Consider the following 23633-nt stretch of genomic DNA (forward strand, 5'->3'; position numbering starts at 1 on the left):
CTGTGTTCGGGTGTTCCGCTAGATGTGGCGATAAGAAGAAAGAGAACAATATGATGAAGAAAATCTGGATGGCGGGGGTGACCGTCTGCATAGGCTTGGTTACGCTGCCAGCCCAGTCCGCCGGCTTCAACTGCGCTTACGCCAAGCTGGAGGTGGAGAAAATGATCTGTGCCGACGCAGAGCTGTCGTCGCTGGATTCGGAACTGGCCAAGCGCTTCACCGTGATTCAGGGTGAGACTCAAGGCATAGACGGCGATACCGGCAAACGACTTGATCCTTACGGCAAAGAGCAAGCGCGCTGGCTGAAGCAGGTGCGCAACAAGTGCGAGGATGCCTTGTGCGTACGCGACGCCTACAAGAAGCGGCTGCAGTACTTTGGCAAGGTGGAAAAGGATCTAGGCTTGCTGGTCGCCGCATGCGTGACTCCGGCTTGCGCCGATGGTCTGGTGAAACAGAAAGTGGAAGGTAGCCAATATTTCTATTCCGGCTCGGTGCAGCTGGAGGGGGAATACGCTTACGCCCGTGGCGCAAGCGATATGGATATGGTGGGCGATCAATTCTGTTTCACGCCGACGAAATCGTCCGCGAAGCGGATTCCGCGAGAGCGAGGCGATGATAGAAGTCGTTGGTTCTGTTTTGAGAATACCGCCCAGGCCAAACGCATGTTTAATGTCTTACCCTTGCTGAAGCTGAAACAGACCTGCGAACTGAGGGGCAAAGCGACGGTGCAGGTGGATCGTTATATCGCCGACTTGACACCTAGCGACGTGAACGACACGGCGCGTTTGTTGAAAGTCGTGCGCTTGGGGGCTCCGCGAGTGTTGCCGTATGACGGTGATTCTGGAGATTGCCGACGCTAAGGCGCCGGGCGGGGCTAAAAGATTTCATATGACGGCAGGCGAGGCCCGCCGTGCTTACGATAGCGGAAAGAATGATATGAGCGAACAAAAATTCCTGCCCTTCGCCTTGCCGGACATCGGCGAGGACGAAATCAACGAAGTGGTCGATGCGCTGCGCTCCGGCTGGGTCACCACCGGTCCCAAGACCAAGCAGTTCGAGGCCGACTTCGCGCAGTTCATCGGCGACGGCGTCGAGGCGATCGCGGTCAACTCCGCCACCGCCGGCTTGCACCTGGCGCTGGAAGCGATAGGCATCGGCCCCGGCGACGAAGTCATCGTGCCCAGCTACACCTTCACCGCCACCGCCGAAGTGGTGCGCTACCTGGGCGCGGACCCGGTATGCGTGGATATGGACGCGGCCACCTTCAACATCAGCCCGGACGCGATCCGCGCGGCGATCACCGCCAAGACCAAGGCGATCATGCCGGTGCACTTCGCCGGCCTCGCCTGCGAGATGGACGAGATCATCGCCATTGCCCGCGAGCACGGGCTGAAGGTCGTTGAAGACGCCGCCCATGCGTTGCCCACTTATTACAAGGGCAAGCTGGTGGGGACCCTGGACTCCGACGTCACCGTGTTCAGCTTCTACGCCAATAAGACCATGACCACCGGCGAGGGCGGCATGGTGGTGTCCAAGAACAAGGACATCATCGCGCGTTGCAAGGTGATGCGTCTGCACGGCATCAGCCGCGACGCCTTCGACCGCTACGTGTCCAAGACACCGGCCTGGTTCTACGAAGTGGTGGCCCCGGGCTTCAAATACAATATGCCGGACACCGCCGCGGCGATGGGCATCCACCAGTTGAAGAAAATCCGCCGCTTCCAGGAATTGCGCGAGGCGATGGCCCAGCGTTTCGACCGCGAGCTGGCCGACCTGCCGCTGATCCTGCCGGCGCGGCCGAAGGACGCGGGCAGCAACCACGCCTGGCATCTGTATCCGGTGCGCATCAAGCCCGAGGCCGGCGTCAGCCGCGACGACTTCATCGCCCGGATGGCGGAAAAGGGCATCGGTTGTTCGGTGCACTTCATCCCGCTGCATCGTCAGCCGGTGTGGCGCGACGGCTATCAGCTGACGCGCGAACAGTTCCCGGTGACCGACGCCGCCTTCGAGGCCGAAGTGACCCTGCCGCTATACACCCGGATGACGGACGATGACCAAAGCCGGGTCATCGCCGCGGTGCGCGAGATCCTGAGCGCATGAGCGAGCGGGGTTCAGACAGCGGCGGCTTGCTGCCGCCGTGTTGCCGTCCGCGTCGCCACGGTTCGCGGCTGCTGAAGCGCGGCTTCGACATCGTCGCCGCGGGCCTGGGCCTGGCCGCACTGGCGCTGCCGCTGCTCGCGGTGGCGCTGTGGGTGAAGCTGGATTCGCCGGGGCCGGTGTTTTTCCGCCAGGTGCGGGTAGGGCGGAGCGGCACGCTGTTCCGCATCCACAAATTCCGCACCATGCAAGTGGACACCGAGCGCCACGGCCAGCTGACCGTGGGCGCGGACGCGCGCGTCACCGGCGCCGGGCGCTTGCTGCGCAAGACCAAGCTGGACGAACTGCCGCAGTTGATCGATGTGTTGTTCGGCGATATGAGCTTGGTCGGCCCGCGGCCGGAGGTGCCCAAATACGTCGCCCACTACCCGGACGAAGTCCGCGACATCGTATTGTCGGTGCGCCCCGGCATCACCGATTGGGCGTCGATCAAGATGATAGACGAGAACGAAATCCTGGGTCGGGCCGAGGACCCGGAGCGCGCCTACATCGAGCAGGTGTTGCCGGAAAAACTGGCCTATTACGTGCGCTATGCCGAAAGCCACAGTCTGGCGGAGGATATCCGCATCATCGTCGCCACGCTGATGAAGATCGTCAGCCGATGACGATTTCCATCCGCTTGGCCGAACCCGGCGATGCCGTCGCTTTAACGGACATTTATCTGGCCTGTCGCCGTGAGATGAGCTACGCGCCGCTGGCGCATAGTGATGCGGCGGTGCAGGCCTGGTTCGCCAATGCGCTGCTGCCGGCGGGCGATGTCTGGCTGGCGGAGCGGCATGGCGATATCGCCGGCTTCGCCGCCGCATCGCTGCAAGACGGCGTGTTATGGCTGGATCAGCTTTATGTCGGCGCCGAGCATCGCGGTGTCGGGGTGGGCGCGGCTTTGCTGGATCGGGTGCTGACGCCGCCGGCGTCGGCCTGCCGGCTGTGGGTGTTCCAGGCCAATGCGGGCGCGCGCCGCTTCTACGAGGCGCACGGCTTCGCGCTGCTGAGCCTGGGCGACGGCCAAGATAATGAGGAATGTTGTCCGGACGCGCTGTATCAACGGCCGTCGGACGCGAAAGAATGACCATGTTTGAAAAACTGCTCGCCTTCTCCCGCCACAACAAGATGGCGATGCTGGCGCTGATGGACGCGCTGCTGCTGCCGCTGGCGCTGTGGAGCGCGGTCTTCCTGCGCCTGGGCGGATACTGGGATCCCAAGCTCAACCCGCATTTGTGGATCTTCATCGTGCCGCCGCTGTGGGCCATCCCCATCTTCATCAAGCTGGGCCTGTACCGCGCGGTGCTCAAATATCTGGACGACAAGATCATCCTGACCGTGTTCTCCGGCGTGACCTTGTCGGTGCTGGTGTTGCAGGCGGTGCTGCAGATGGCTCACATCTGGGCGATGCCGCGCACCTCGGTGATCATCTTCTGGGTGTTCGCCATGGCCTATATCGGCGGCAGCCGCTTTCTGCTGCGCGGCCTGGTGCGCCGCATCGACGCGGTGGACGCGCCGCGCGAGCACGTGATCATCTACGGTGCCGGCCATGCCGGCGTGCAACTGATGCTGGCCCTGCAGGCCGGCCGCGAATATCGGCCGATGGCCTTCGTCGACGACAGCCCCGAACTGCATCGCCGCACCTTCCGCGGCGTGGCGGTGCATCCGCCGCGGGATCTGCCGCAGCTGGTCAAGGACCTGGAGGCCAAATGCATTCTCTTGGCCATGCCCTCGGTCAGCCGCAGCCGCCAGCGCGAGATACTGGAAACCCTGGAACTGCTGCGGGTGCCGATCAAGCGGCTGCCGGGCATGGCGGACCTGGTGTCCGGCGAGGCGCGGGTGGAGGAGCTGAAAGAGGTCGAGATCGAAGACCTGCTGGGCCGCGACCCGGTGCCGCCCAAGCCCGAACTGCTGGCGCGCAATATCCGCGGTAAGGTGGTGATGGTCACCGGCGCCGGCGGTTCCATCGGCTCGGAATTGGTGCGCCAGATCGCCAAGAACCAGCCGGCGCGTATCATCCTGTTCGAGCAGTCCGAATACGCGCTGTACGCGATAGACCAGGAACTGGGCCGCGCCGCCGCGGCGCCGGCGCGCACCCCGGTGCTGGGATCGGTCACCGACTACCAGCGGCTGGTCCAGGTGATGCGGGCCTTTAAGGTGGACACCGTCTATCACGCCGCCGCCTACAAGCATGTGCCCATGGTGGAGCACAACCCGGTGGCCGGCATCGTCAACAATGTGTTCGGCACCGACACCACCGCGCGCGCGGCCGAGGATTGCGGCGTGGACACCTTCGTGCTGATCTCCACCGACAAGGCGGTGCGTCCCACCAATGTGATGGGCGCCACCAAGCGCATGGCGGAACTGACGCTGCAGACCCGGCACGCGCGCGGCAGCGCCACCCGTTTCGTGATGGTGCGCTTCGGCAATGTGCTGGGCAGCTCCGGCTCGGTGGTGCCGCTGTTCCGCGCCCAGATCAAGGCCGGAGGGCCGATCACGCTGACCCACGCCGACATCACCCGCTACTTCATGACCATTCCGGAGGCGGCGCAACTGGTGATCCAGGCCGGCGCGATGGGCGACGGCGGAGACGTGTTCGTGCTGGACATGGGGCAGCCGGTGCGCATCATCGATCTGGCGCGGCGCATGGTGCATCTGTCCGGTCTGGAGCTGAAGGACGCGGCCCGTCCCGGCGGCGACATCGAAATCCGCATCACCGGCCTGCGGCCGGGGGAAAAGCTGTACGAGGAGTTGCTGATCGGCGACAACGTGCTGGCCACCGATCACGAACGCATCATGCGCGCTCAGGAATACTGCTTGTCGGACGCGGAGATGCGGGATTTGTTGGCGAGCATGGACGAGGCCTGCGGGCGGCTGGACGCGCCGACGGCGTTTGCTTTGCTGCAACAGGCCGTGCGCGAGTTCCGCGCCGCCGACGCCACTCAGGACTGGGTGACGCGGGCGAACGCGGCCTCTTGAGGAAGCCGGGGCGGCTCACCATTTGCAGCCGTCCTCGCGCGTGCTCTGCACCGCCAGCACCGGGATGGCCAAGAGGCCCAGCCCGGCGTAACGCGTTTTGCAATCCGGTTTTTCGGCCCGCTCGATCGAGCGGGCCAATTTCGTTTTGGCGGGGTCGGCCGGCAGCGGGGCGATTTTTTCCGGCGCTGCGGCGGCTTGTTCGCGCACTTGCTGCCGCAGGCCGCCCAAGGTCAAGGCCGTGGCGGGCGCCGAAGCGTCGCGCCCTCTTGAGACACTGCGTTTGCCGGGGCCGGCGGCCGCGATGTGCGTCGCCGCGTTTGAATGCCGCGGGGCAGCGGCCGGTTTTCGGGCAGAGGGGTCGGGCGCGGCGGGGCGCGTCGGCGGCGGGACGACGGCCGGCGCCGGTGGCCGCAGCTGTATCCGCAGCGGCGGGGCCGCGGCGGCGTCCGGGCGGCCGCCGGGTTTGCTCAGCCACAGCAGCGCGCCATGGGCCAACAGGCTGAGCAGCAGCGCGGCGGCGACGCCGCGGGAGCGGGGAAGGAGCGGGGCGGTCAGAACGGTCATGCCGCCCACGATAAGGAAAGTCGCCCGGCGGGTAAAGCTTCAGCCGGAGATCACTACCCGATTGCGCCCGGTCTGCTTGGCGCGGTACATGCGGGTATCGGCCAAATCCACCAAGGCTCGCCAGTCGGCGCTGCCGTCTTGAAACAACTCCGCCACGCCGATGCTGGCGGTCAGCGCATGGCCTTCCGGCCGCTCGCCCAGGCCCTGGGCGCGCAGCCGGGCGATGACCTGGGCGGCGTGGGCCAACTGCGCGCCGGGCATCAGCAGCACGAACTCCTCGCCGCCCCAGCGCACCAGCACGTCGCTGCGTCGCAGCCTGCCTTCCATCAGCTCGGCGAAATGACGCAAGACCTGGTCGCCGGCCAGGTGGCCGTAGTGGTCGTTGATCGCCTTGAAGTGGTCCAGGTCGATGAAGGCCAGGCTCAGCGGCTGCCGGCTGCGCTGAGCCTGCAACTCCAGCAGGCCCAGCATTTCCTCGCCGCTGCGGCGCGAGAAGACCCCGGTCAACGGATCGCGTATCGCCTGGTGGACCAGCACGATGATGAAGGCCAGCTGGCTGATGCCGGCAATGGCGGAAACGCCGGCCAGCAAGGACAGCAGCCAGAATTCCCCGCCGAAGCCGGGCAGATTGTCGCCGTTCAGGTCCAGCAGGCTGGTCAGCACGAAGCCGAACAGCGCCGGGCTGGCGAAAGCCAGGCTTTCCAGCAGGGTCAGCGGGAAAATGGCCAGCCCGGCCAGCAGCACGAAGGGCAGGAAGGCGTAACCGGCGCCGATGGCGGCGGACAAGCCTTCCAGATGGTAGCGACGCAGCAAGAGGTGGGAGGCGATGTAGAACAGGGTGGGGATGGCGAACAAGAGCGCGATGCCGCGATAGGCCGAGCGCAGGCGGCCGTCCATAGGCTGCCAGACCGCCAGCGCGACGAAGGCGACGGACACCAGCAGGCGCAGGGCCGCCAATTGCAGGGACAGCGGATAGGGCAGGGTCAGTAAGTCGATCAAGGCCCAGGCCGGCGTCAGCGCGGAAAACAGGATGGCGAACAGCCGGCAGCGGTTGACCAGCATCAGCGCGCGTCGCTGCGCCAGCAAGGGCATGTGCTGGCGAGGGCTCAGCAGCCATAGCGTATCGCCGCTCTGGATCTCGCCGGGTGCCATGCCCAGCAGCTTCTGCCAGATGAAGTGAGTAATATGCATGCGGATGGTGCCAGGTAGTTGCGTCATTCTACCGCGGTTTATGACTTTGGGTTTGCAACAGGTCAACATCGCCGGCTTGGAGACGGCGCTCTCCGTGTCGGGTTTCAGGCGGCGCGGCGGATCGTGAACAGATTCTTGGGCCGCGTTTAGGCTACTATCCCAGCTCCTGATCACTCTGGCGGAAGCGCGCGATGGAAACTCGGTGGCTTGAAGACTTCCTGGTGCTGGCGGAAACCGGCAGCTTTACCCGCGCGGCGGAACTGCGCCACCTGACCCAGCCGGCGTTCTCGCGGCGGATCAAATCGCTGGAGAGCTGGTTGGGGGCCGGCCTGATTGATCGTACCACCTATCCGACGCGGCTGACCGAGGCCGGCGCGCTGTTCCGCGAGCAGGCGGTGGCCATGCTGTCCCAGCTCAACACCAGCCGCGCCTTGCTGCGCGGCTTGCAGCCCTTGGCCGCGGGCACGCTGGAGTTCGCGGTGCCGCACACCCTGTCCTTCTCCTTCTTTCCCAAATGGCTGTCCCAGGCGCAGCGCGGTTACGGCGCCTTGCCCTGTAGGCTGCAGGCCAGCAATGTGCACGATGCGCTGCTGGCCTTCGTGGAAGGCGGCAGCGATCTATTGATGTGCTACCACCATCCCAAGCAACCGGTGGAACTGACCGACGCCCGCTATCAGGGGCTGAAGCTGGGCGTCGAGCGGCTGAGGCCGTTCTCGATCGCGGAAGCCGGCCGGCCGCGTTACCAACTGCCCGGCAGCGCGCAGCAGCCCTTGCCCTTTCTCGGCTACGCCAGCAACGCCTATTTCCGGCTGATGAGCGACTTGATTCTGGAGTCCGCGCCGCAGCCGGCCAAGCTGGCGCTGCGCTATGAAACCGATATGGCGGAAGGGCTCAAGCACATGGTGCTGGAAGGGCACGGCCTGGCCTTCCTGCCGGAAAGCTCGGCGCGCCGGGAGGCGCAGGAGGGCTTGTTGGCGGCCGCCGGCGACGAGTCCTGGCAGGTGGAGATGGAGATCCGGCTCTACATCGATCAGAAGCGACAGCGTCCGGCCTTGAAGGCCTTCTGGGACTATCTGACGCATCAATACCCGGCCTGCTGAGCGGGGGCGCAGGGGAACGCGCGCGCCCCGCCAAGGTTATGCATTTCCCGCATGACCCTATCGGCATTTCGAATTGGCCAGCCGCCGCGGCATGGCATAGAGTGCGCTGCTTCAAGCCACGCGAGCGCGTGGCGTCATCCGCATCAGGAGAAGCATCCATGACGACCCGCATAGAACATGATCTGCTAGGCGATCGTGAAGTGCCCGCCGACGTTTATTGGGGCGTGCACACCTTGCGCGCAGTCGAAAACTTTCCCATCACCGGCCAGAGCATCGCCGGCTACGGCGATCTGATCCGCGCGCTGGCCTGCATCAAGCAGGCCGCGGCTCAGGCCAACCGCGATCTGGGCTTGCTGCCGGGGCCTGTCGCTCAGGCCATCATCGCCGCCTGCGAGGAAATCCGCGCCGGCCGCTGGCATGAGCAGTTCGTGGTGGATGCGATCCAGGGCGGAGCCGGCACCTCGACCAATATGAACGCCAACGAGGTCATCGCCAACCGCGCGCTGGAACTGATGGGCCACGCCAAGGGCGAGTACCAGTACCTGCATCCCAATGAACACGTCAATCTGTGTCAAAGCACCAACGACGTTTACCCGACCGCCTTGCGCTTGGCGGCGTTCTGGGGCGCCAACAAGCTGCTGACCCGGATGGCGACGTTGCGCGAGGCCTTCGCCGCCAAGGCCGACGAGTTCAAGGACTACCTGAAGATGGGGCGCACCCAGCTGCAGGACGCGGTGCCGATGACGCTGGGCCAGGAGTTCATGACTTACGCGGTAATGCTGCAGGAAGACGAGCAGCGCTTGATGGAAGCCAGCGCGCTGATGCTGGAAATCAATCTGGGCGCCACCGCCATCGGCACCGGCATTACCGCGCATCCGGATTACGCGCGCCTGGCTTGTCTGCATCTGTCCGAGTTGAGCGGCCACACCCTGCTGACCGCGCCCAATCTGATCGAAGCCACCCAGGACTGCGGCGCCTTCGTGCAGTTGTCCGGCGTGCTCAAGCGCATCGCGGTCAAATTGTCCAAGAGCTGCAATGATTTGCGCCTGCTGTCCTCCGGCCCGCGCGCCGGTTTCGGCGAGATCAATCTGCCGGCGCGCCAGGCCGGTTCCTCCATCATGCCGGGCAAGGTCAATCCGGTGATTCCCGAGGTGGTGAGCCAGGTGGCTTACGAGGTGATAGGCAACGATGTCACCATCACCATGGCGGCGGAGGCCGGGCAGCTGCAATTGAATGCCTTCGAGCCGGTGATCGCTTACAGCCTGTTCCGCAGCATGGGCCACCTGGCGGCCGCCTGCGCCACGCTGACCGACAACTGCGTCACGGGCATCACCGCCAACCGCGAGCGCCTGCACGCCAGTGTGGAGAACTCCATCGGCCTGGTGACCGCGCTCAACCCCGTCATCGGCTACGCCGCGGCCACCAATGTGGCGGCCCAGGCCCACGCCACCGGCGCCAGCGTCGCCGACATCGTGCTGGAGCAAGGTTTGCTGAGCCGCGAGCAGCTGGATCTGCTGCTGAAGCCGGAAGAGCTGACCCGGCCGCGCTGGGTGACCGTGTAATTGCTTTCCCTTGTCTGACTTATCGTTGTGAGCGTTTCAACTTGATCAGGCCGCCTTGCGCGGCCTGTTTTTTTATCGGGGCCGGCGGCGCTTGCGGCGGGCGCGGAATGCGGGTATAAAAAATTGTGCAACGCACAATGAAAGGGCGACGAATGCACGCTGCGCTATGGTGGGGTCTGGAGTTTCCGCGCGGCCTGTGCGCGCTGGGCGCCGAACAGTGGCGCGTCCGGCGGCAATGGCTGCGCTCGGGCTGTTTTCACGGCGCCACGGTGTGGCGCGGCGCCGCGCCGTGGCCGGACAAGCTGCGCCGCGTGTTGACGCGCGCGGGGTCGGACTGGCTGGCGCTATGCTTTGACGACAGCCAGGCGGCGGAGGCCTTGCTCAGCCAGATGCGGGCGCATCCCCTCGGGCGCGGCGAGGCCGGCGACCGGCTGCTGGCCTGGCAATTGAACGGCCAGCGCCAGTGGCGGGCGGGCCTGTTGCAATGGGGACGGGCGCTGTCCCTTTAGCCGTGCGCGGGGAAACCGCTTCCAGCATCGGCGAATAGCCGCCATAATCGCGGCTTTCCACCGCACAGGGCGGCACGCCATGGCCAATCATTCCTTGTTGACCCCCGCTCAACTGCAAACGCTGGCTCCGCAATTGCAACAGTACGCGCAAGACCAGTTCGGCATCGAGCTGGGGCAGTTCGACGCGCAATTCCTGTTGGACTTCGTCGCCGACAAAATCGGCAGAGACATTTACAACAAGGCGCTGGACGACGCGCAGTTGGCGCTCGCCGCGCGGATGGAGTCCCTGCAGGCGGCGATTTGGGAATTGGAGAAGTAGGCGCGGAGCGCGCGGCCTTGCCGCTTGCATCCGGTTTGCGGGTACAATCGGCGTTCCACCCTTCACTTGCGGTACCCATGCTCTACTTGCGTTTGATGTTGAAAGGCTTTGTGCTGGCGATTTTGCTGGTGGTGCTGGGCTTCAGCTACGTGGCCTGGAGCATCGTCGATTTCGGCGGCAGCGCAAACGAACCGCAAGCCGACGCGGCGCTGGTGTTGGGGGCGGCGGCCTGGGGCAAGCGCCCGTCGCCGGTGTTCCGCGAGCGCATCAATCACGCAGTCAAATTGTACAAGTCCGGCAAGGTGCGCTGGATTGTGTTCACCGGCGGCACGCCGGAACCGGGTTATCCGTCCGAAGCCGACGTCGGCCGCGACTTCGCCGCCAAGCAAGGCGTGCCGATGACGGCGATGCTGGCGGAAAACCAGTCGCGCACCACTTGGCAAAACCTGGAAAACGCGCGCGAATTGAGCAGCCAGTTCGGCATCCGCTCCTTCCTCTTGGTCAGCGATCCGCTGCATATGCGCCGCTCGGTGCTGATGGCCACCGACATCGGCCTGACCGCCTATCCCGCGCCCACGCAATCCAGCCGCTACCGCACGCTGTCCAGCTGGTCCCGCTTCCTGGCCAGGGAAACCTGGCTCTATATCGGCTACCGGGTGTTCCGCAAGCTGTCCTGATCGCGTCCGCGGCTCGAAGCGTCCAGGCATAAAAAAACCGGCGACAAGCCGGTTTTTTCACGTCGGACGGAAAGGGATCAGCGGCTGTGCCACAGATCGATCAATTCGCCGCCTTCCACCGATTTCACTTCGGCGCGGGCTTGCAGCCAGGACAGCAGTTGCAGGCGCAGCTCGTCGCTGATCTTGACCTCGCCCACCGGGAAGGCCACGCCTTCCAGCTTGCCGGCGCCGTCGAAATGGCCGCCGAAGCTGATGCCGGCCTCGTCCACCTGGATTAGCCAGGCGTCCAGCAGCGCCTCGGAATCCGCGCCGTCGTGCAGCATGGAGATCAGATGAAAGCCCAGCTCGCGGAATTCGCCTACACGCATTTTCTTGCGTTGGCGGGTTTTCAGACGGCTCAGGCGGTGCGGGGAATTGGGGTTGCGCAGGGACATGACTGCTCCTTATTCAAAGACCTGGCGATGATAGCAGGCTTGCCGGCTTTGTGCTCCGCCGGCTGCGCGTAGGTTTCTGTCACTCTAACTAAACAAATATCATATAAAAAGGTAATTATTTGCCGTAGTCATTGCCATTGGAATGGAATTAGTATTTTTTCTCATTCTCAATACATGAAATGGATGACTACAGGGATGAAAAGCACAAAAACAATATTGGCTGTGTCCGTGATGTCCGCGTTGCTGAGCGCATGCGGCGGCGGTGGCGGCGGCGGTAACGCCGGCAGCGGCGGTTCCAGCGTCGGAACGTCGGCATCTGGCAGGATGCTGGCGACGGACGGCGCGGAAGTGGCGGCGCTGACGTGCTCGGGCAATGTGTGCCGCTTGCCGGCCTCGGCCGGCAGGGCGCAGTCCGGCTCCGTCTACCAGTACACCAATACCGGCGCGCAGGCGCAAACGGTGTCTATCAGCGGCAAGCCCTTGAGCGCCGCCTGGCAGATGGTGGTGTCGCGGATCAGCTCCGGAGACACTTCGGGCCAGGCCAAGCTGGCCGCTTCCGGCCTGCGCGGCGGGTCGGACGCCGCCGCGGAACGCCTGGAGGCGGAGAGCCAGGCGGTGATGGCCGCGGTTGGCGCGTCGGCCCGCTCCGGCGCCTTGTCGCTGCGCGGCGCCGGTTCGCACCGGCTACTGGCGGAGCAGGCCAGCTTGCAGGCGGCCAGCTACGCGATCGGCGACAAACGGGTCTGGCACGATATGGACGGCGATAGCGCCACCAGCCTGCAAGCCATGCGCGATTTGCCCAACGGCGGCGGCAAAGTTTACGTCTGGGCGCAGGACGGGCTGGACGTCAGCGTGGGCAGCGATCAGGCCGACGCGCTGGCCGAGCGCTTCGCCAACAGCGTCTATCCCTTGGAAGCCTCGGTCGTCAGCGAGCCCTGGGGCAATGACATCGATCCGGGCTGGCGCGCGCTGGCGCTGCCCGGCGACACCAAGGACGTGCACCTGGTGCTGAGCCGGCTGAACGATCCGAATCAGACCGGCGGCGGCCGCTTGCTCGGCTATGTGCGCTGGACCAACGCCTTGCTGGCGTCGGCCGCGCCGGCCATGTGCGGCGGCGACCAAGAGTGCCGCGACGTGGTGGGCAAGAGCAATCAGGCCTTGGCCACCTTCGTGGACCTGGACACCTTCGCCCAGGCCGATCCGGGCCGCAACTGGAATATGAAGGGCAATGGCCCCAGCCTGGCCCTGTCCACGCTGGCGCACGAATACCTGCATGTGCTCTACGCCTACAACAAGATCCTGCGCAAACCGCCGGGTTCCGGTCAGCCTACGGTATGGGAAAACGAGCTGGCGGCCCAGACCATGGGCTATCTGGTGTCGGCGGACACCTTCACCGGCGGTCGCGGCAGCGACGCCAACTCCCATCCGGACCTGCGCCGCGGCGGCGATTTCGAAAGCTTTCTGCGCCGGCCGGCTTGCAATTTGAAGGGCTGGAGCGTGGCGGCGTCGAATTACACCTGCTACCCGAAAGCGCTGGCGGCGGGCATGCAGATGCTGCATCAGTTCGGCGCGGGCGTGATGAAGCCGTGGGTGACCGGCGCCAATACCGGCGAAGCGGCCTTGAACGACGGTTTGCGCGCGGCGGGCGCCGGCGATTACAGCAGCCTGATGCTGCGTCTCAACACCACGCTGGCGCTGGGTGGCAATCCGGCCAGCGGTTACGGCTTCCCGGCCAAGACGCTGAGCCTGCCGGCCAACCAGTATTTCCCGAACGGCAAGAGTTTGTTGCTGCCGGCGGTGCCCTTCCAGGCGCAGGAAATCGGCTGGAGCGCGTTGGCGACGGCGGAAACCTATAAGCAGAGCCTGCCGCTGTCGCGCGGCGTGGCGCGGGTGACGGTGCCGGCCAACAGCCATCTGATCCTGCTCAAGCCATGATGCGCGGACTGCTGCTGTGGCTCGGCCTTTGCGCCGGCGCCGGCGCGATGTCGCTGCCGCTGTGGGAGGAGGGCACCCTGGTCGCCGTCGGCGCGCCGCCGCTGGTGCGCTTGGGGGTGGAAAAGGGGGATGGAGGCACCTTCGTCATCCAGCCCGCTGCCGACGGCCAGGGCCTGGGGGCCGCGGAAGTGGCCGCGTTGAAGCAGCGGACCGGTTCGCGCATTCGCTATCGGGCCGGGCCATTCAAAGCCCATCCGCTGCTGGGGCGCGAGGCCGTGCTGTTGCAGGCGGAAGTGCTTGAGACGCGTTGAGCGATCAAACAGCGCCCGGCCTCTGATGATGCCGGGCGCTTTCAATAAGGGGCTCAGTAGAAAGTGGTCGAGTATGTCAAATGGTTTCAGTCATCGTCGATGTCAGCGTTTGACAAGCCTAGGCTGCGTATGGATTGGAATGGATCAAAGTTATGTTGTAGTACCGGCAGCGCTTCCAACTGACGGCGCAGTGCTGGCGCGAGACGTAAGTAAGGTCGCTCTCGTTTTAGCGCAAGCGTTCGGGATAGCAGCGCGGTGAGAATCTGCTCAGCTCCGGGGTCGTCCTTGGCCGAATAAGCCGGTAGTTTTGCCTCCCGGGCTAGCAGGGTGGCTTGCAAAAACTCCTCTTCAACTTGCCCAAGGCATGTCCTGTCATTTTTATTACGAAAATAGGCAAGCGCAGCGATCTGCTCATCCCTGGAAATTTCTAATCCGGCGAAGGTGTCCGGAGGCAACACGATCTCTTGTTGCCGGCAATATTGGATCTGAGCGCTATAGTCGATCACGGCTTGAGCCAGGCGTCGTATGGCAAATGAGGTTAGATCTTCTTGGGCAGGCGATTGTGCTTGGCTTGGCGTTAGCCAGAACAGGTTGCCAATCAGTAGAGCCCAAGCCGGCCATGTGTTTTTAAGGTTTGCAGCCATACGCCACAGCCTCCCAGAATTGAGCTTGCTTCCGGTCATGCTGATGATTCCAGTGCTCTTCTTCCGCAATGCGTGTTACCGCCTTCTGCATAATCCTCGGCCAAGCCGCCGTGCTCTGTGCGAACAGCTGCCAGTCTGTTGCGTGGATGTTATAGGCCGCTTGTAGTGGGCTGCTGCGATAAAAGATATTGCTTATCACGCCAATACTGGTGAGGCTGGCGGCGAGTCGGAGGCCTCTCAGCTTGAGTTCGATTTGCTCCAGAGCTTGCAGGCTGCTTTGATCCAGCTTCAATCCTTGGATTGTCGGGCAACTCTTCATGCTGCTCTCCTGTGGCGGCCAGCGCGCCATCTTGAGGTCGTTGCAGAGGCTTTCTCAGTTAAGGCAGAAATATAAATATATTAATCAAAAAAGACAGCTGCCCTATCTGTCAGGAGCATCCGATGCCGGGGGGCAATTGAGGGGACGTTCTAAGAACGTGTTTACGATCTAGCGAACTAAAGCGAAAACGGCTGAGAAAGCGGAATGCATTGGCGGTGCATGAGCACTTCGAAGGCGGTTTCAACGCCGTATCGTCGACACGGGCAGATCGTAAGCAGGTTCTAAGGCCCTGCGTGGGGAGGGGTTGGCGAAGGCATGGCGCGATCCACCCCGACGTGCTTGTAGGCCGGGGTGGATGGGAGAGGGTTTACAGCCCTAATTGTAGCCACATCGCGTCTACGCGCTGTTTGACTGCCTGGTCCATCACGATGGGCACGCCCCACTCGCGGTTGGTTTCGCCCGGCATCTTGTTGGTGGCGTCCAGGCCCATCTTGCCGCCCAGGCCGGACACCGGGCTGGCGAAGTCCAGATAATCTATAGGCGTATGTTCGATCAAGGTGGTGTCGCGCACCGGGTCCATGCGCGTGGTGATTGCCCAGATCACTTCCTTCCAGTCCCGGGTGTTGACGTCGTCGTCCACCACCACGATGAACTTGGTGTACATGAACTGGCGCAGGAAGCTCCAGCATCCCATCATCACCCGCTTGGCGTGGCCGGGGTATTGCTTCTTGATGCTGACCACCGCCATCCGGTAGCTGCAGCCTTCCGGCGGCAGGTAGAAATCGACGATTTCCGGAAACTGCTTTTGCAGAATGGGCACGAAGACCTCGTTCAGCGCCACGCCCAGCACCGCCGGCTCGTCCGGCGGCTTGCCGGTGTAGGTGCTGTGGTAGATCGCGTTTTCGCGCAGGGTGACGCGGTCCACGGTCAGCACCGGGAAGCGGTCCTGCTCGTTGTAATAGCCGGTGTGGTCGCCGTAAGGGCCTTCCATCGCGGTGTCGTCCGGATGGATATGGCCTTCCAGCACGATCTCGGCGCGCGCCGGCACTTGCAGATCCGAACCCAGGCATTTGGTGAGCTCGGTGCGGCTGCCGCGCAGCAGGCCGGCGAACTGGTATTCGGACAGGGTGTCCGGCACCGGCGTCACCGCGCCCAGGATAGTGGCCGGGTCGCAGCCCAGCACCACCGCCACCGGGTAAGGCTCGCCGGGATGCTGTTGGCAGAATTCGCGGTAATCCAGCGCGCCGCCGCGGTGGGCAAGCCAGCGCATGATGACACGGTTGCGGCCTATCAGCTGTTGGCGATAGATGCCCAGGTTCTGGCGTTTCTTGTTGGGGCCGCGGGTCACGGTCAGGCCCCAGGTGATCAGCGGCGCCACGTCGCCGGGCCAGCAGTGCTGGATAGGCAAGCGCTCCAGATCAACTTCCGCGCCTTCCCATACGATTTGCTGGCACGGCGCCTTGCCGACCTCCTTAGGCGCCATCGACAGCAATTGCTTCAGCAAGGGCAGCTTGTCCCAGGCGTCTTTCAAGCCCTTGGGCGGCTCCGGTTCTTTCAGGTAGGCCAGGGTCTTGCCGATCTCGCGTAACTGCATCACATCGGCGGCGCCCATGCCCAGCGCCACGCGCTCGGGCGTGCCGAACAGATTGGCCAGTACCGGGTAATCGAAGCGTTTGCCGTCCTTGACTGCCTGTTCGAACAGCAGCGCGGGACCGCCGGCTTTCAGTACCCTGTCGCCGATCTCGGTCATCTCCAGATGCGGGGAGACCGGGGCCGCAATTCGTTTCAGCAGGCCTTGTTGTTCCAATTGGGAGACAAACTCCCGTAAATCTGCATATTTCATGACCATCTCATGATCTGGCGCAAAGTTTGATATTAGGTGCTTGGATAATCTGCCACCGGACGCCGAACGCTACTGCTGCCCGCAGTCAAAGTCAACGATGGCGGCAAGCGCCAGGCCTGCATTCGACCAAACATGACAGGAGAACCCAATATGAAAAAGCTCGCTCTCGCCGCAATGATCGGCCTGGTTTCCGCTAGCGCCTTCGCCGCTCAAGGCGACATCCTGGCGCGCTTCCGCGTGATCAATGTCAACCCCGACGCCAGCTGGAGCAACTCTGGCGTAGTGCCGGGTTTGAATGTCGACGCCAAGGACAGCTGGGCGCCTGAGGTCGACTTCACCTACATGATCACCAACAATATCGGCGCCGAGCTGATTCTGGGCACCACCCGTCACGAAGTCACCACCAACACCTTCGGTTCCGTCGGCAAGGTATCGGTGTTGCCGCCGACCTTGACCCTGCAATACCACTTCGCTCCGGACGCTACCTTCCGTCCCTATGTGGGCGCCGGCATCAACTACACCCGTTTCTACAATGAAGGCCTGAAAGCAGGTAGTGCGACAGATCTGAGCGTGAAGAAAAACAGCTGGGGTCCGGCGCTGCAACTGGGCGCGGACTACGCGATCAACAAGAACTGGTTCGTCAACCTGGACGTCAAGAAAATCTGGATCAAGACCGACGTGACCGCGGATCAGCTGGGCGGCGCCAAACTGGGCGAACTGAAGATCGACCCGTGGGTATTCGGCATCGGCTTCGGCACCAAGTTCTGATCGGCTCGCCGCTTTGAATCCAAAACGCCCTACGGGGCGTTTTTTTCTTGCTTGTCGCGTTAGAATGGCCGATTGAGAACTTTCCGACACTGGAGAAGCAAGATGACTGATTGGGTTGCCCAGGCGGTGCGCAAGATAGAGGCCGATTTCAATCGCTCCAGCGACACCCATTTGATCCCGCTGCCCATCCCCGGCGCGCCGGAGATACAGCTCTATTTCAAGGACGAATCCACCCATCCCACCGGCAGCCTCAAGCACCGGCTGGCGCGCTCGCTGTTTCTATACGGCTTGTGCAATGGCTGGATACGCGAAGGCAGCACCATCATCGAGGCTTCCAGCGGCAGCACCGCGGTGTCCGAGGCCTATTTTTCCCGCTTGCTGGGCCTGCCCTTCATCGCGGTGATGCCCAAGAGCACCTCGCAAGAAAAGATCCGCGCCATCGAATTCTACGGCGGCCGCAGCCACCTGGTGGACGATCCCGCCACCATTTACGACGAATCCAAACGCCTGGCGGAAGAGTTGAACGGCCATTACATGGACCAGTTCACCTATGCCGAGCGCGCCACCGACTGGCGCGGCAACAATAATATCGCCGACACCATTTTCACCCAAATGGCCTATGAGCCGAATCCGGTGCCGGACTGGATCGTATGCGGCGCCGGCACCGGCGGCACCTCGGCCACTTTCGGCCGCTATGTGCGCTACCAGAAACTGCCGACCAAGGTCTGCGTGGTGGACCCGGAAAACTCGGTGTTCTACGACTGTTTTCATACCGGAAGCATGGACTGCCGCTGCGAAGGTGGCTCCGGCGTGGAAGGCATAGGCCGGCCTCGGGTGGAACCCTCCTTCATTCCCACAGTCATCGACAATGTGATCCGGGTGCCCAACGTCGCCAGCTACGCCGCCATCCACTTCCTGGAGGAAGTGCTGGGACGCCGCTGCGGCGGTTCCACCGGCACCAATTTCTACGGTGTTTGCGAACTGGTGGGCCAGATGCGCAGCCAGGGCCGCAGCGGCTCCATCGTCACCTTGATCTGCGACGACGGCAACCGCTACCAGGGCAGCTATTACAACCACGATTGGCTGCAGGCCAACGGTTTCGATATCTCGAACTGGGTGGAGCGCTACCGCCGCTTCTTCAATGAAGGGCAGTGGTAAGCGCTGTTTGGCGGCGCGTAGACGGCGAGATGCCGACAGTTGTTGTCAAAAAGCATCAATTATTTGAATTGAAACCATGTTGCGCCGCACCGAAAACCCAGCGTGCGGCGCGCGGTTTTCTGCTGAGAAAATAGCAACTTACCGGCCCGGCCCGAACGCCCGGTTCGCACAATGGAAAAAATGCGCTGAGGTCTTGAATTTTCAAGGGATTTCAACGGCCCCAGCTTTATCTTTTTTGTTAAACTGGCGCCCTTTTTCTTGGGCGGGGAAGACAATGGCTCTCCTTGAAATCAAAAATGTCGTCAAGCGCTTCGGCGACTACACGGCGGTCAACAATGTCAGCCTGTCGGTAGAGGCAGGCGAGTTCTTCACCCTGCTCGGGCCCTCCGGTTGCGGCAAGACCACCTTGCTGCGCATGCTGGCCGGCTTCGAGCAGCCGGATTCCGGCCAGATCCTGCTGGACGGTCAGGACATGTCGCAGGTGCAGCCGGAAAAACGTCCGGTGCACACCGTGTTTCAAAGCTATGCCTTGTTCCCGCACATGACGGTGCGCGAGAACATCGCCTTCCCGCTCAAAATGGCCAAGTGGGACAAGGCCAAGATCGCTTCCCAGGTGGACGAATTGCTGGAAGACGTGCGCCTGACCCAGTTCGGCGACCGTTACCCGCACGAGATGTCCGGCGGCCAGCGCCAGCGCGTGGCCATCGCCCGAGCGCTGGTGGACCGTCCGCGGCTGCTGCTGCTGGACGAACCGCTGTCCGCGCTGGACGCCAAGCTGCGCGAAGAAATGCAGCTGGAACTGATCAATCTGCAAAAAGAAGTGGGCATCACCTTCGTCTACGTCACTCACGACCAGGGCGAAGCGCTGGCGCTCAGCCATCGCATCGCGGTGATGAGCCACGGCCAGGTGGAACAGCTGGACGCGCCGGAAACCATTTACAGCAAGCCCAAGAACCGCTTCGTCGCGGACTTCCTCGGCCAGTGCAATGTGCTGGAAGGCAAGGTCAAGCGCGTGGACGGCGACACCATGCTGGTGGACCTGAAAGGCTGCGGCGAAGTGCGCTGCCTGACTGTGCCGGACGTGCGCGAAGGGCAGACCGGCTGGCTGGCGTTGCGTCCGGAAAAGGTCAAGCTGGACAAGAGCCTGCCGGCCCACGACGACGAAGCCTATTTCAAAGGCCGCGTTCACGATTGCCTGTACCTGGGCGACGTTACCCTCTACGTGGTGGAAGTGGGCGAAGGCGTGATGGTGGAGGCGATGCTGCCCAACAGCATTCCGGGCGTCGCCAAATTCTTTGACGACAACGACATCGTGGAACTGGCCTGGCGCTTCGACGCCGGCAGCTTCCTGACGGAGTAAACGCGCATGGCGATTCGAGATCGATTCGGCAAGTGGGCGCTGTCGTGGCCGCCGCTGGTCTACCTGATCCTGTTTTTCCTGGTGCCGTCGCTGATCATGGTGGTGGCGGCTTTCCGCAATCCGGGCGATTACGGCGGCCTCGCGCCGATGTACTACCTCGAGGAAGGCAAGCTGGTCTGGGATCTGACGCTGGACAACTTCCGTCGCTTGGTGGAGGAGCCGCTCTATATCGAGCTGTTCATCAAGTCCGCCGGCTACGCGGGGATCACCACCGTGGTTTGCCTGTTGATGGCCTATCCGCTGGCCTGGCTGATCGCCCGCTCCGGCAAGAAATACCGCGACCTGATGCTGCTGCTGGTGATCCTGCCGTTCTGGTCCAACTTCCTGATCCGCATCTACGCCTGGATGATCATCCTGGGGCCGCAATCGGCGTTCACCAAGATGCTGAACGTGGTGGTGACCTCGCTGGGTTTTGAACCGGTGCGTCTGCTGTTCACCCCGTTCGCCGTCATCGTCGGCCTGGTCTATGTGCACCTGCCCTTCATGGTGTTGCCTTTGTACGCCAATCTGGAAAAACACGACATGGCCTTGCTGGACGCGGCGCAGGATCTTGGCGCCAACGCCTGGCAACGCTTCTGGCGCGTGACCTGGCCGCTGAGCCTGCCCGGCGTGTTCGCCGGCTCCGCGCTGGTGTTCATCCCGGCGCTGGGCATGTTCGCCATTCCGGACATTCTGGGTGGCACCGACTCCATCATGATCGGCAACCTGATCAAGCAGCAGATACTGGACACCCGCGACTGGCCGTTCGGTTCTGTGCTGTCCATCATGCTGACCGGCGGAGTGTTGTTGATCGCGGCCCTGGGCGCGATGGTGGGCAGAGGAGGCAAGAAACGTGGCTAAGAAACAATCCCGCTGGTTGTGGGCGTCGGCGCTGCTGACCTATCTCTTCCTCTATCTGCCGCTGGTGATCGTGGTGCTGTACTCGTTCAACGATTCCAGGCTCAACGCGGAATGGGTGGGCTTCACCCTCAAGTGGTACGACAAACTGTTCCACAACGAGAAGATGCTGAGCGCGGCGGCCAACTCGCTGATCATAGGCATCATCGCCAGCGCCTGCGCCACCGTGCTGGGCACCTTGGCCGGCATCGCCATGCATCGCTACAAGCTGCGCTTGCTGCCCTTCCTGGTGCTGACGCCCATCGCCATCCCGGAACTGCTGATGGGGGTGTCGCTGGTGATCTTCTTCGTCATCGTCAACCAGCTGATCGGCATTCTGGAACTGGGCATGATCACCATCCTGCTGTCCCACGTCGCCTTCTGCATCGGCTTCGTCGCCATCGTGGTGCGCGCGCGGATGCAGGGCATGGACGACAGCCTGGTGGAAGCGGCGCGCGATCTGGGGGCGACGCCGTTCCAGGCCTTCCGTCTGATCACCCTGCCGGTGATCAAGCCGGGCATCATCGCCGGCGCCCTGATGGCCTTTACCTTGTCCATCGACGACTTCGTGATCACCTTCTTCACCGCCGGCGCAGGCGCCAGCATGCTGCCGCTGGAGATTTACTCGATGATCAAGATCGCGGTGACGCCGGAAGTGAACGCCGTTTCCAGCTTGCTGATGCTGTTGACCCTGGTGCTGATCGTCATTGCTTCGCGCGTGTCGCCCAGCGCGTTGCGGGCCAATGGCTGAAAGCCTGTTTAAGTAGTAGGGCCCCGGCCGGGCAACAAGGGAGCCGGCCGGTTTTTCATGTAGTCGCAACGCACTCGTGCGAATAGAAGGAAAAACGCAATGAAAAAAGTCCTGGTGACGCTTGCCCTGGCCGTATCTGCACAAGCGTACGCAGCGGAAGAATTGCACCTCTACAACTGGAACAACTACCTGTCGGAAAGCACCGCCAAGAGCTTCGAGGCTTATTGCAAGTGCAAGCTGGTGCAAGACTTCTACGGCGACAACGAAGAAATGCTGGCCAAGCTGGCCGCCGGCGCCAAGGGTTACGACATCGTGGTGCCGACCGGCTTCGCGGTGGAAGCGCTGATCAAGCAGGGCAAGGCGCAGCCGCTGGACAAAAAACAGCTGCCCAACTTCAAGAACCTGAACGCAGGCTATCTGAACAGCTTCTTCGACAAGGGCAACCAGTACTCGGTCCCCTACGCCTTCACCACCACGCTGCTGGGCTACAACGAAACCAAGCTGAAAGAACTGGGCTTGCTGGACAAGGCCAATAGCTGGGCGCTGATCTTCGATCCGGCCGTATTGGCCAAGCTCAAGGGCAAGATCACCGTGCTGGACTCTCAGCGCGAGCTGGTGTCCGCCGCCTTGATGTATCTGGGCAAGCCGGCCAACTCCACCAATCCGGCGGACTGGAAGGCGGCGCGCGACGTGATCCTGAAGGCCAAGCCCTACTGGGCCGCCTTCAACAACCAGAGCTATATCAAGGAACTGACCGTAGGCAACATCTATGTCGCGCTGGGCTATTCCAACGATATGTACCAGGCGCAGCAGGACGCCAAGAAGGCCGGCCGCAAGTTCGGCGTCAATTTCGGCTTGCAGAAAGAGGGCAACACCCTGTCGCTGGACAACTTCGTGGTGTTGAAGGACGCGCCGCGCAAGGACCTGGCTTACAAATTCATCAACTTCATGCTGGACGGCAAGAACGCCTCCGGTCTGACCAACGAGATGGGCTCGGGCAACCCCAACGCCGCCGCCGGCAAGTTCGTCAAACCGGAACTGACCAAGGTGCATGCGATCTTCCCGACCGCCGGCGAACTGCCGCGCCTGCAACAGCTGAAGGACTTGAACGCCAAGGACCGTCGCGAGCTGAACAAGGTGTGGTCCGAGATCAAACTGAAGTAAGCGGGATACTCTATATAGGAAAAGGCCGGGATTCCGGCCTTTTTTATTTCAGTCCCAGCGACGGCGCGCCAGCTCGCCGATGGAGGCGATGCGGATGTCCACATGCGCAGGCCGCCGCACCTGCTTGCTGACCCAGACCGTTTTCATGCCCAGCTTCTTCGCCGTCAGCAGATTGGGCAGCGAGTCCTCCACCATGATGCAGTGTCGCGGATCCAGCCTCTCTTGCGCCAGAACTTTACGGAAGGCGCCGACATGCGGCTTGGGCACGTAGTCCACTTGCTCGACGCCATATATAGAGTGGAAGTGCCGCTCTATCGCCAGGCGCTGCAAGATGCCTTGCACATAATGGTGCGGGCCATTGGAGAAGATCAGCTTGCGGCCCGGCAGCGCGCTCAGCGATTCCGCCAGATTGTGCTCGGCGAACAGCCATTGCTCCAGTTCTTCCAGCTTATGGGTTTCCAACAGGAAGTCATGAGGGTCGATGCCGTGGTGGGTGACCAGCCCATGCATGGTGGCGCCGTATTGCGCCCAATAGCGCTCGCGCAGCAAGCGGGCTTCCACCGCGTCCACTTGCAGATGTTTCATCATATAAGCGGACATCGCGTGGCTGATATGGGCGAAGATGCCGCCGCTGGCGTGGTGCAGCGTGTCGTCCAGGTCGAAAATCCAGGTTTTGTTGCGCATGATTGTGCTTCTAGAAGGGCGGACGAGGAGGGGAATTATCGTTTTTTCAATCCGGAAACGACAGTCCCTACCAGTGCATGGCGGCTACGCTGAAATTCTTCATATGGATGATTCAATATAAATCATGGGGATAGCTTGCGAGAGGCCTCTTTTGTCAAAAATCTTTCACGAAAGGTGTTGACGGGTTTAGGGGCCTGACGTATAGTTCGCCTCCTCAGCAGACAACGCAGCGGCGGAAACGAAGCGCAGCGGCCTGCACCGATCTTTAACAGAACGAATAACCGAT

Annotated in this window: 25 protein-coding genes; 18 read left to right on the forward strand and 7 right to left on the reverse strand. The window is 62.7% G+C overall.

Annotated elements, in window-relative coordinates:
* The first annotated feature begins 50 nt into the window (after positions 1-50).
* The 5 genes from QUG03_RS21620 (at position 51) to QUG03_RS21640 (ending at position 5118) form a co-directional block, all read left to right on the forward strand.
* Positions 51-860 (forward strand): lysozyme inhibitor LprI family protein, encoded by an 810-nt coding sequence (locus tag QUG03_RS21620; protein ID WP_500820965.1) that lies wholly within the window; start codon positions 51-53, stop codon positions 858-860.
* Between the two features lie 76 nt (positions 861-936).
* Positions 937-2100 (forward strand): DegT/DnrJ/EryC1/StrS family aminotransferase, encoded by a 1164-nt coding sequence (locus QUG03_RS21625; RefSeq protein WP_500820966.1) that lies wholly within the window; start codon positions 937-939, stop codon positions 2098-2100.
* Positions 2097-2762 (forward strand): sugar transferase, encoded by a 666-nt coding sequence (locus QUG03_RS21630; RefSeq protein WP_486636464.1) that lies wholly within the window; start codon positions 2097-2099, stop codon positions 2760-2762. The genes QUG03_RS21625 and QUG03_RS21630 overlap by 4 nt, the downstream gene beginning before the upstream one ends.
* Entirely contained in the window at positions 2759-3226 is a 468-nt protein-coding gene (locus QUG03_RS21635; RefSeq protein ID WP_500820967.1) for a GNAT family N-acetyltransferase, read from the forward strand. The genes QUG03_RS21630 and QUG03_RS21635 overlap by 4 nt, the downstream gene beginning before the upstream one ends.
* A 2-nt stretch (positions 3227-3228) precedes the next feature.
* On the forward strand, positions 3229-5118 hold the full coding sequence (locus tag QUG03_RS21640) for a polysaccharide biosynthesis protein (RefSeq protein ID WP_107798001.1): 1890 nt from the start codon (positions 3229-3231) through the stop codon (positions 5116-5118).
* A gap of 15 nt (positions 5119-5133) precedes the next feature.
* Here QUG03_RS21640 and QUG03_RS21645 read toward each other — a convergent pair whose 3' ends face one another.
* Entirely contained in the window at positions 5134-5682 is a 549-nt protein-coding gene (locus QUG03_RS21645; protein ID WP_500820968.1) for a hypothetical protein, read from the reverse strand.
* Positions 5683-5721: 39 nt separating this feature from the next.
* Positions 5722-6900 carry a GGDEF domain-containing protein gene (locus tag QUG03_RS21650; RefSeq protein ID WP_227106673.1) on the reverse strand — a complete coding sequence of 393 codons (1179 nt, stop codon included), beginning with the start codon at positions 6898-6900 and terminating at the stop codon, positions 5722-5724.
* 164 nt (positions 6901-7064) lie between these two features.
* Here QUG03_RS21650 and QUG03_RS21655 point away from each other — a divergent pair, with 164 nt between their 5' ends.
* The 5 genes from QUG03_RS21655 to QUG03_RS21675 all read left to right on the forward strand — a co-directional run bounded on the left by QUG03_RS21655 (position 7065) and on the right by QUG03_RS21675 (position 11040).
* A complete protein-coding gene (locus tag QUG03_RS21655) occupies positions 7065-7973 on the forward strand; it encodes a LysR family transcriptional regulator (protein ID WP_107798004.1) in 909 nt (302 codons plus the stop codon).
* A 158-nt stretch (positions 7974-8131) separates the two neighbouring features.
* On the forward strand, positions 8132-9535 hold the full coding sequence (gene aspA, locus QUG03_RS21660; RefSeq protein WP_107798005.1) for an aspartate ammonia-lyase: 1404 nt from the start codon (positions 8132-8134) through the stop codon (positions 9533-9535).
* 152 nt (positions 9536-9687) lie between these two features.
* Positions 9688-10044: a hypothetical protein gene (locus QUG03_RS21665; protein WP_500820969.1), complete on the forward strand. Its 357-nt coding sequence runs from the start codon at positions 9688-9690 to the stop codon at positions 10042-10044.
* 79 nt (positions 10045-10123) lie between these two features.
* Positions 10124-10363 (forward strand): DUF2164 domain-containing protein, encoded by a 240-nt coding sequence (locus tag QUG03_RS21670; protein WP_107798007.1) that lies wholly within the window; start codon positions 10124-10126, stop codon positions 10361-10363.
* 77 nt (positions 10364-10440) lie between these two features.
* Entirely contained in the window at positions 10441-11040 is a 600-nt protein-coding gene (locus tag QUG03_RS21675) for a YdcF family protein (RefSeq protein WP_019103655.1), read from the forward strand.
* A gap of 77 nt (positions 11041-11117) precedes the next feature.
* Here the strand turns inward: QUG03_RS21675 and QUG03_RS21680 are convergent, their stop codons facing one another.
* The gene (locus QUG03_RS21680; protein ID WP_107798008.1) at positions 11118-11474 is read right to left on the reverse strand and encodes a 50S ribosome-binding protein YggL; all 357 of its coding nucleotides are present in this window, start codon (positions 11472-11474) and stop codon (positions 11118-11120) included.
* A 324-nt stretch (positions 11475-11798) separates the two neighbouring features.
* On the opposite strand from QUG03_RS21680, the gene QUG03_RS21685 reads away from it, so the two are divergent.
* Both QUG03_RS21685 and QUG03_RS21690 read left to right on the forward strand, forming a co-directional pair.
* Entirely contained in the window at positions 11799-13409 is a 1611-nt protein-coding gene (locus QUG03_RS21685) for a M30 family metallopeptidase (RefSeq protein ID WP_227106677.1), read from the forward strand.
* On the forward strand, positions 13409-13720 hold the full coding sequence (locus QUG03_RS21690; RefSeq protein WP_500820970.1) for a hypothetical protein: 312 nt from the start codon (positions 13409-13411) through the stop codon (positions 13718-13720). Before QUG03_RS21685 ends, QUG03_RS21690 begins: the two co-directional genes overlap by 1 nt.
* 86 nt (positions 13721-13806) lie before the next feature.
* Here QUG03_RS21690 and QUG03_RS21695 read toward each other — a convergent pair whose 3' ends face one another.
* The 3 genes from QUG03_RS21695 to ubiD all read right to left on the reverse strand — a co-directional run bounded on the left by QUG03_RS21695 (position 13807) and on the right by ubiD (position 16526).
* Positions 13807-14403, reverse strand: coding sequence for a hypothetical protein (locus tag QUG03_RS21695; protein WP_486636469.1), 597 nt, complete (start codon positions 14401-14403; stop codon positions 13807-13809).
* Complete coding sequence (locus QUG03_RS21700; protein ID WP_227106680.1) at positions 14348-14683, reverse strand: hypothetical protein; 336 nt, start codon at positions 14681-14683, stop codon at positions 14348-14350. Before QUG03_RS21700 ends, QUG03_RS21695 begins: the two co-directional genes overlap by 56 nt.
* Before the next feature lie 367 nt (positions 14684-15050).
* The gene (ubiD, locus tag QUG03_RS21705) at positions 15051-16526 is read right to left on the reverse strand and encodes a 4-hydroxy-3-polyprenylbenzoate decarboxylase (RefSeq protein ID WP_107798013.1); all 1476 of its coding nucleotides are present in this window, start codon (positions 16524-16526) and stop codon (positions 15051-15053) included.
* A 150-nt stretch (positions 16527-16676) separates the two neighbouring features.
* Here ubiD and QUG03_RS21710 point away from each other — a divergent pair, with 150 nt between their 5' ends.
* The 6 genes from QUG03_RS21710 (at position 16677) to QUG03_RS21735 (ending at position 22663) form a co-directional block, all read left to right on the forward strand.
* A complete protein-coding gene (locus QUG03_RS21710; RefSeq protein WP_500820971.1) occupies positions 16677-17294 on the forward strand; it encodes an OmpW/AlkL family protein in 618 nt (205 codons plus the stop codon).
* Between the two features lie 102 nt (positions 17295-17396).
* Positions 17397-18452 carry a PLP-dependent cysteine synthase family protein gene (locus QUG03_RS21715; RefSeq protein WP_227106682.1) on the forward strand — a complete coding sequence of 352 codons (1056 nt, stop codon included), beginning with the start codon at positions 17397-17399 and terminating at the stop codon, positions 18450-18452.
* A gap of 274 nt (positions 18453-18726) precedes the next feature.
* Positions 18727-19812 carry an ABC transporter ATP-binding protein gene (locus QUG03_RS21720; RefSeq protein ID WP_107798016.1) on the forward strand — a complete coding sequence of 362 codons (1086 nt, stop codon included), beginning with the start codon at positions 18727-18729 and terminating at the stop codon, positions 19810-19812.
* Positions 19813-19818: 6 nt separating this feature from the next.
* Positions 19819-20712, forward strand: a complete 894-nt coding sequence (locus QUG03_RS21725) for an ABC transporter permease (RefSeq protein ID WP_227106683.1) — start codon at positions 19819-19821, stop codon at positions 20710-20712.
* Positions 20705-21499 (forward strand): ABC transporter permease, encoded by a 795-nt coding sequence (locus QUG03_RS21730; RefSeq protein WP_227106685.1) that lies wholly within the window; start codon positions 20705-20707, stop codon positions 21497-21499. The genes QUG03_RS21725 and QUG03_RS21730 overlap by 8 nt, the downstream gene beginning before the upstream one ends.
* Before the next feature lie 99 nt (positions 21500-21598).
* On the forward strand, positions 21599-22663 hold the full coding sequence (locus tag QUG03_RS21735; RefSeq protein ID WP_107798018.1) for an ABC transporter substrate-binding protein: 1065 nt from the start codon (positions 21599-21601) through the stop codon (positions 22661-22663).
* A gap of 48 nt (positions 22664-22711) precedes the next feature.
* Here the strand turns inward: QUG03_RS21735 and QUG03_RS21740 are convergent, their stop codons facing one another.
* Positions 22712-23347: a pyrimidine 5'-nucleotidase gene (locus tag QUG03_RS21740; protein WP_107798019.1), complete on the reverse strand. Its 636-nt coding sequence runs from the start codon at positions 23345-23347 to the stop codon at positions 22712-22714.
* Between the last annotated feature and the right edge of the window lie 286 nt (positions 23348-23633).

The sequence above is a fragment of the Chromobacterium sp. CCUG 30098 genome (assembly GCF_059916605.1).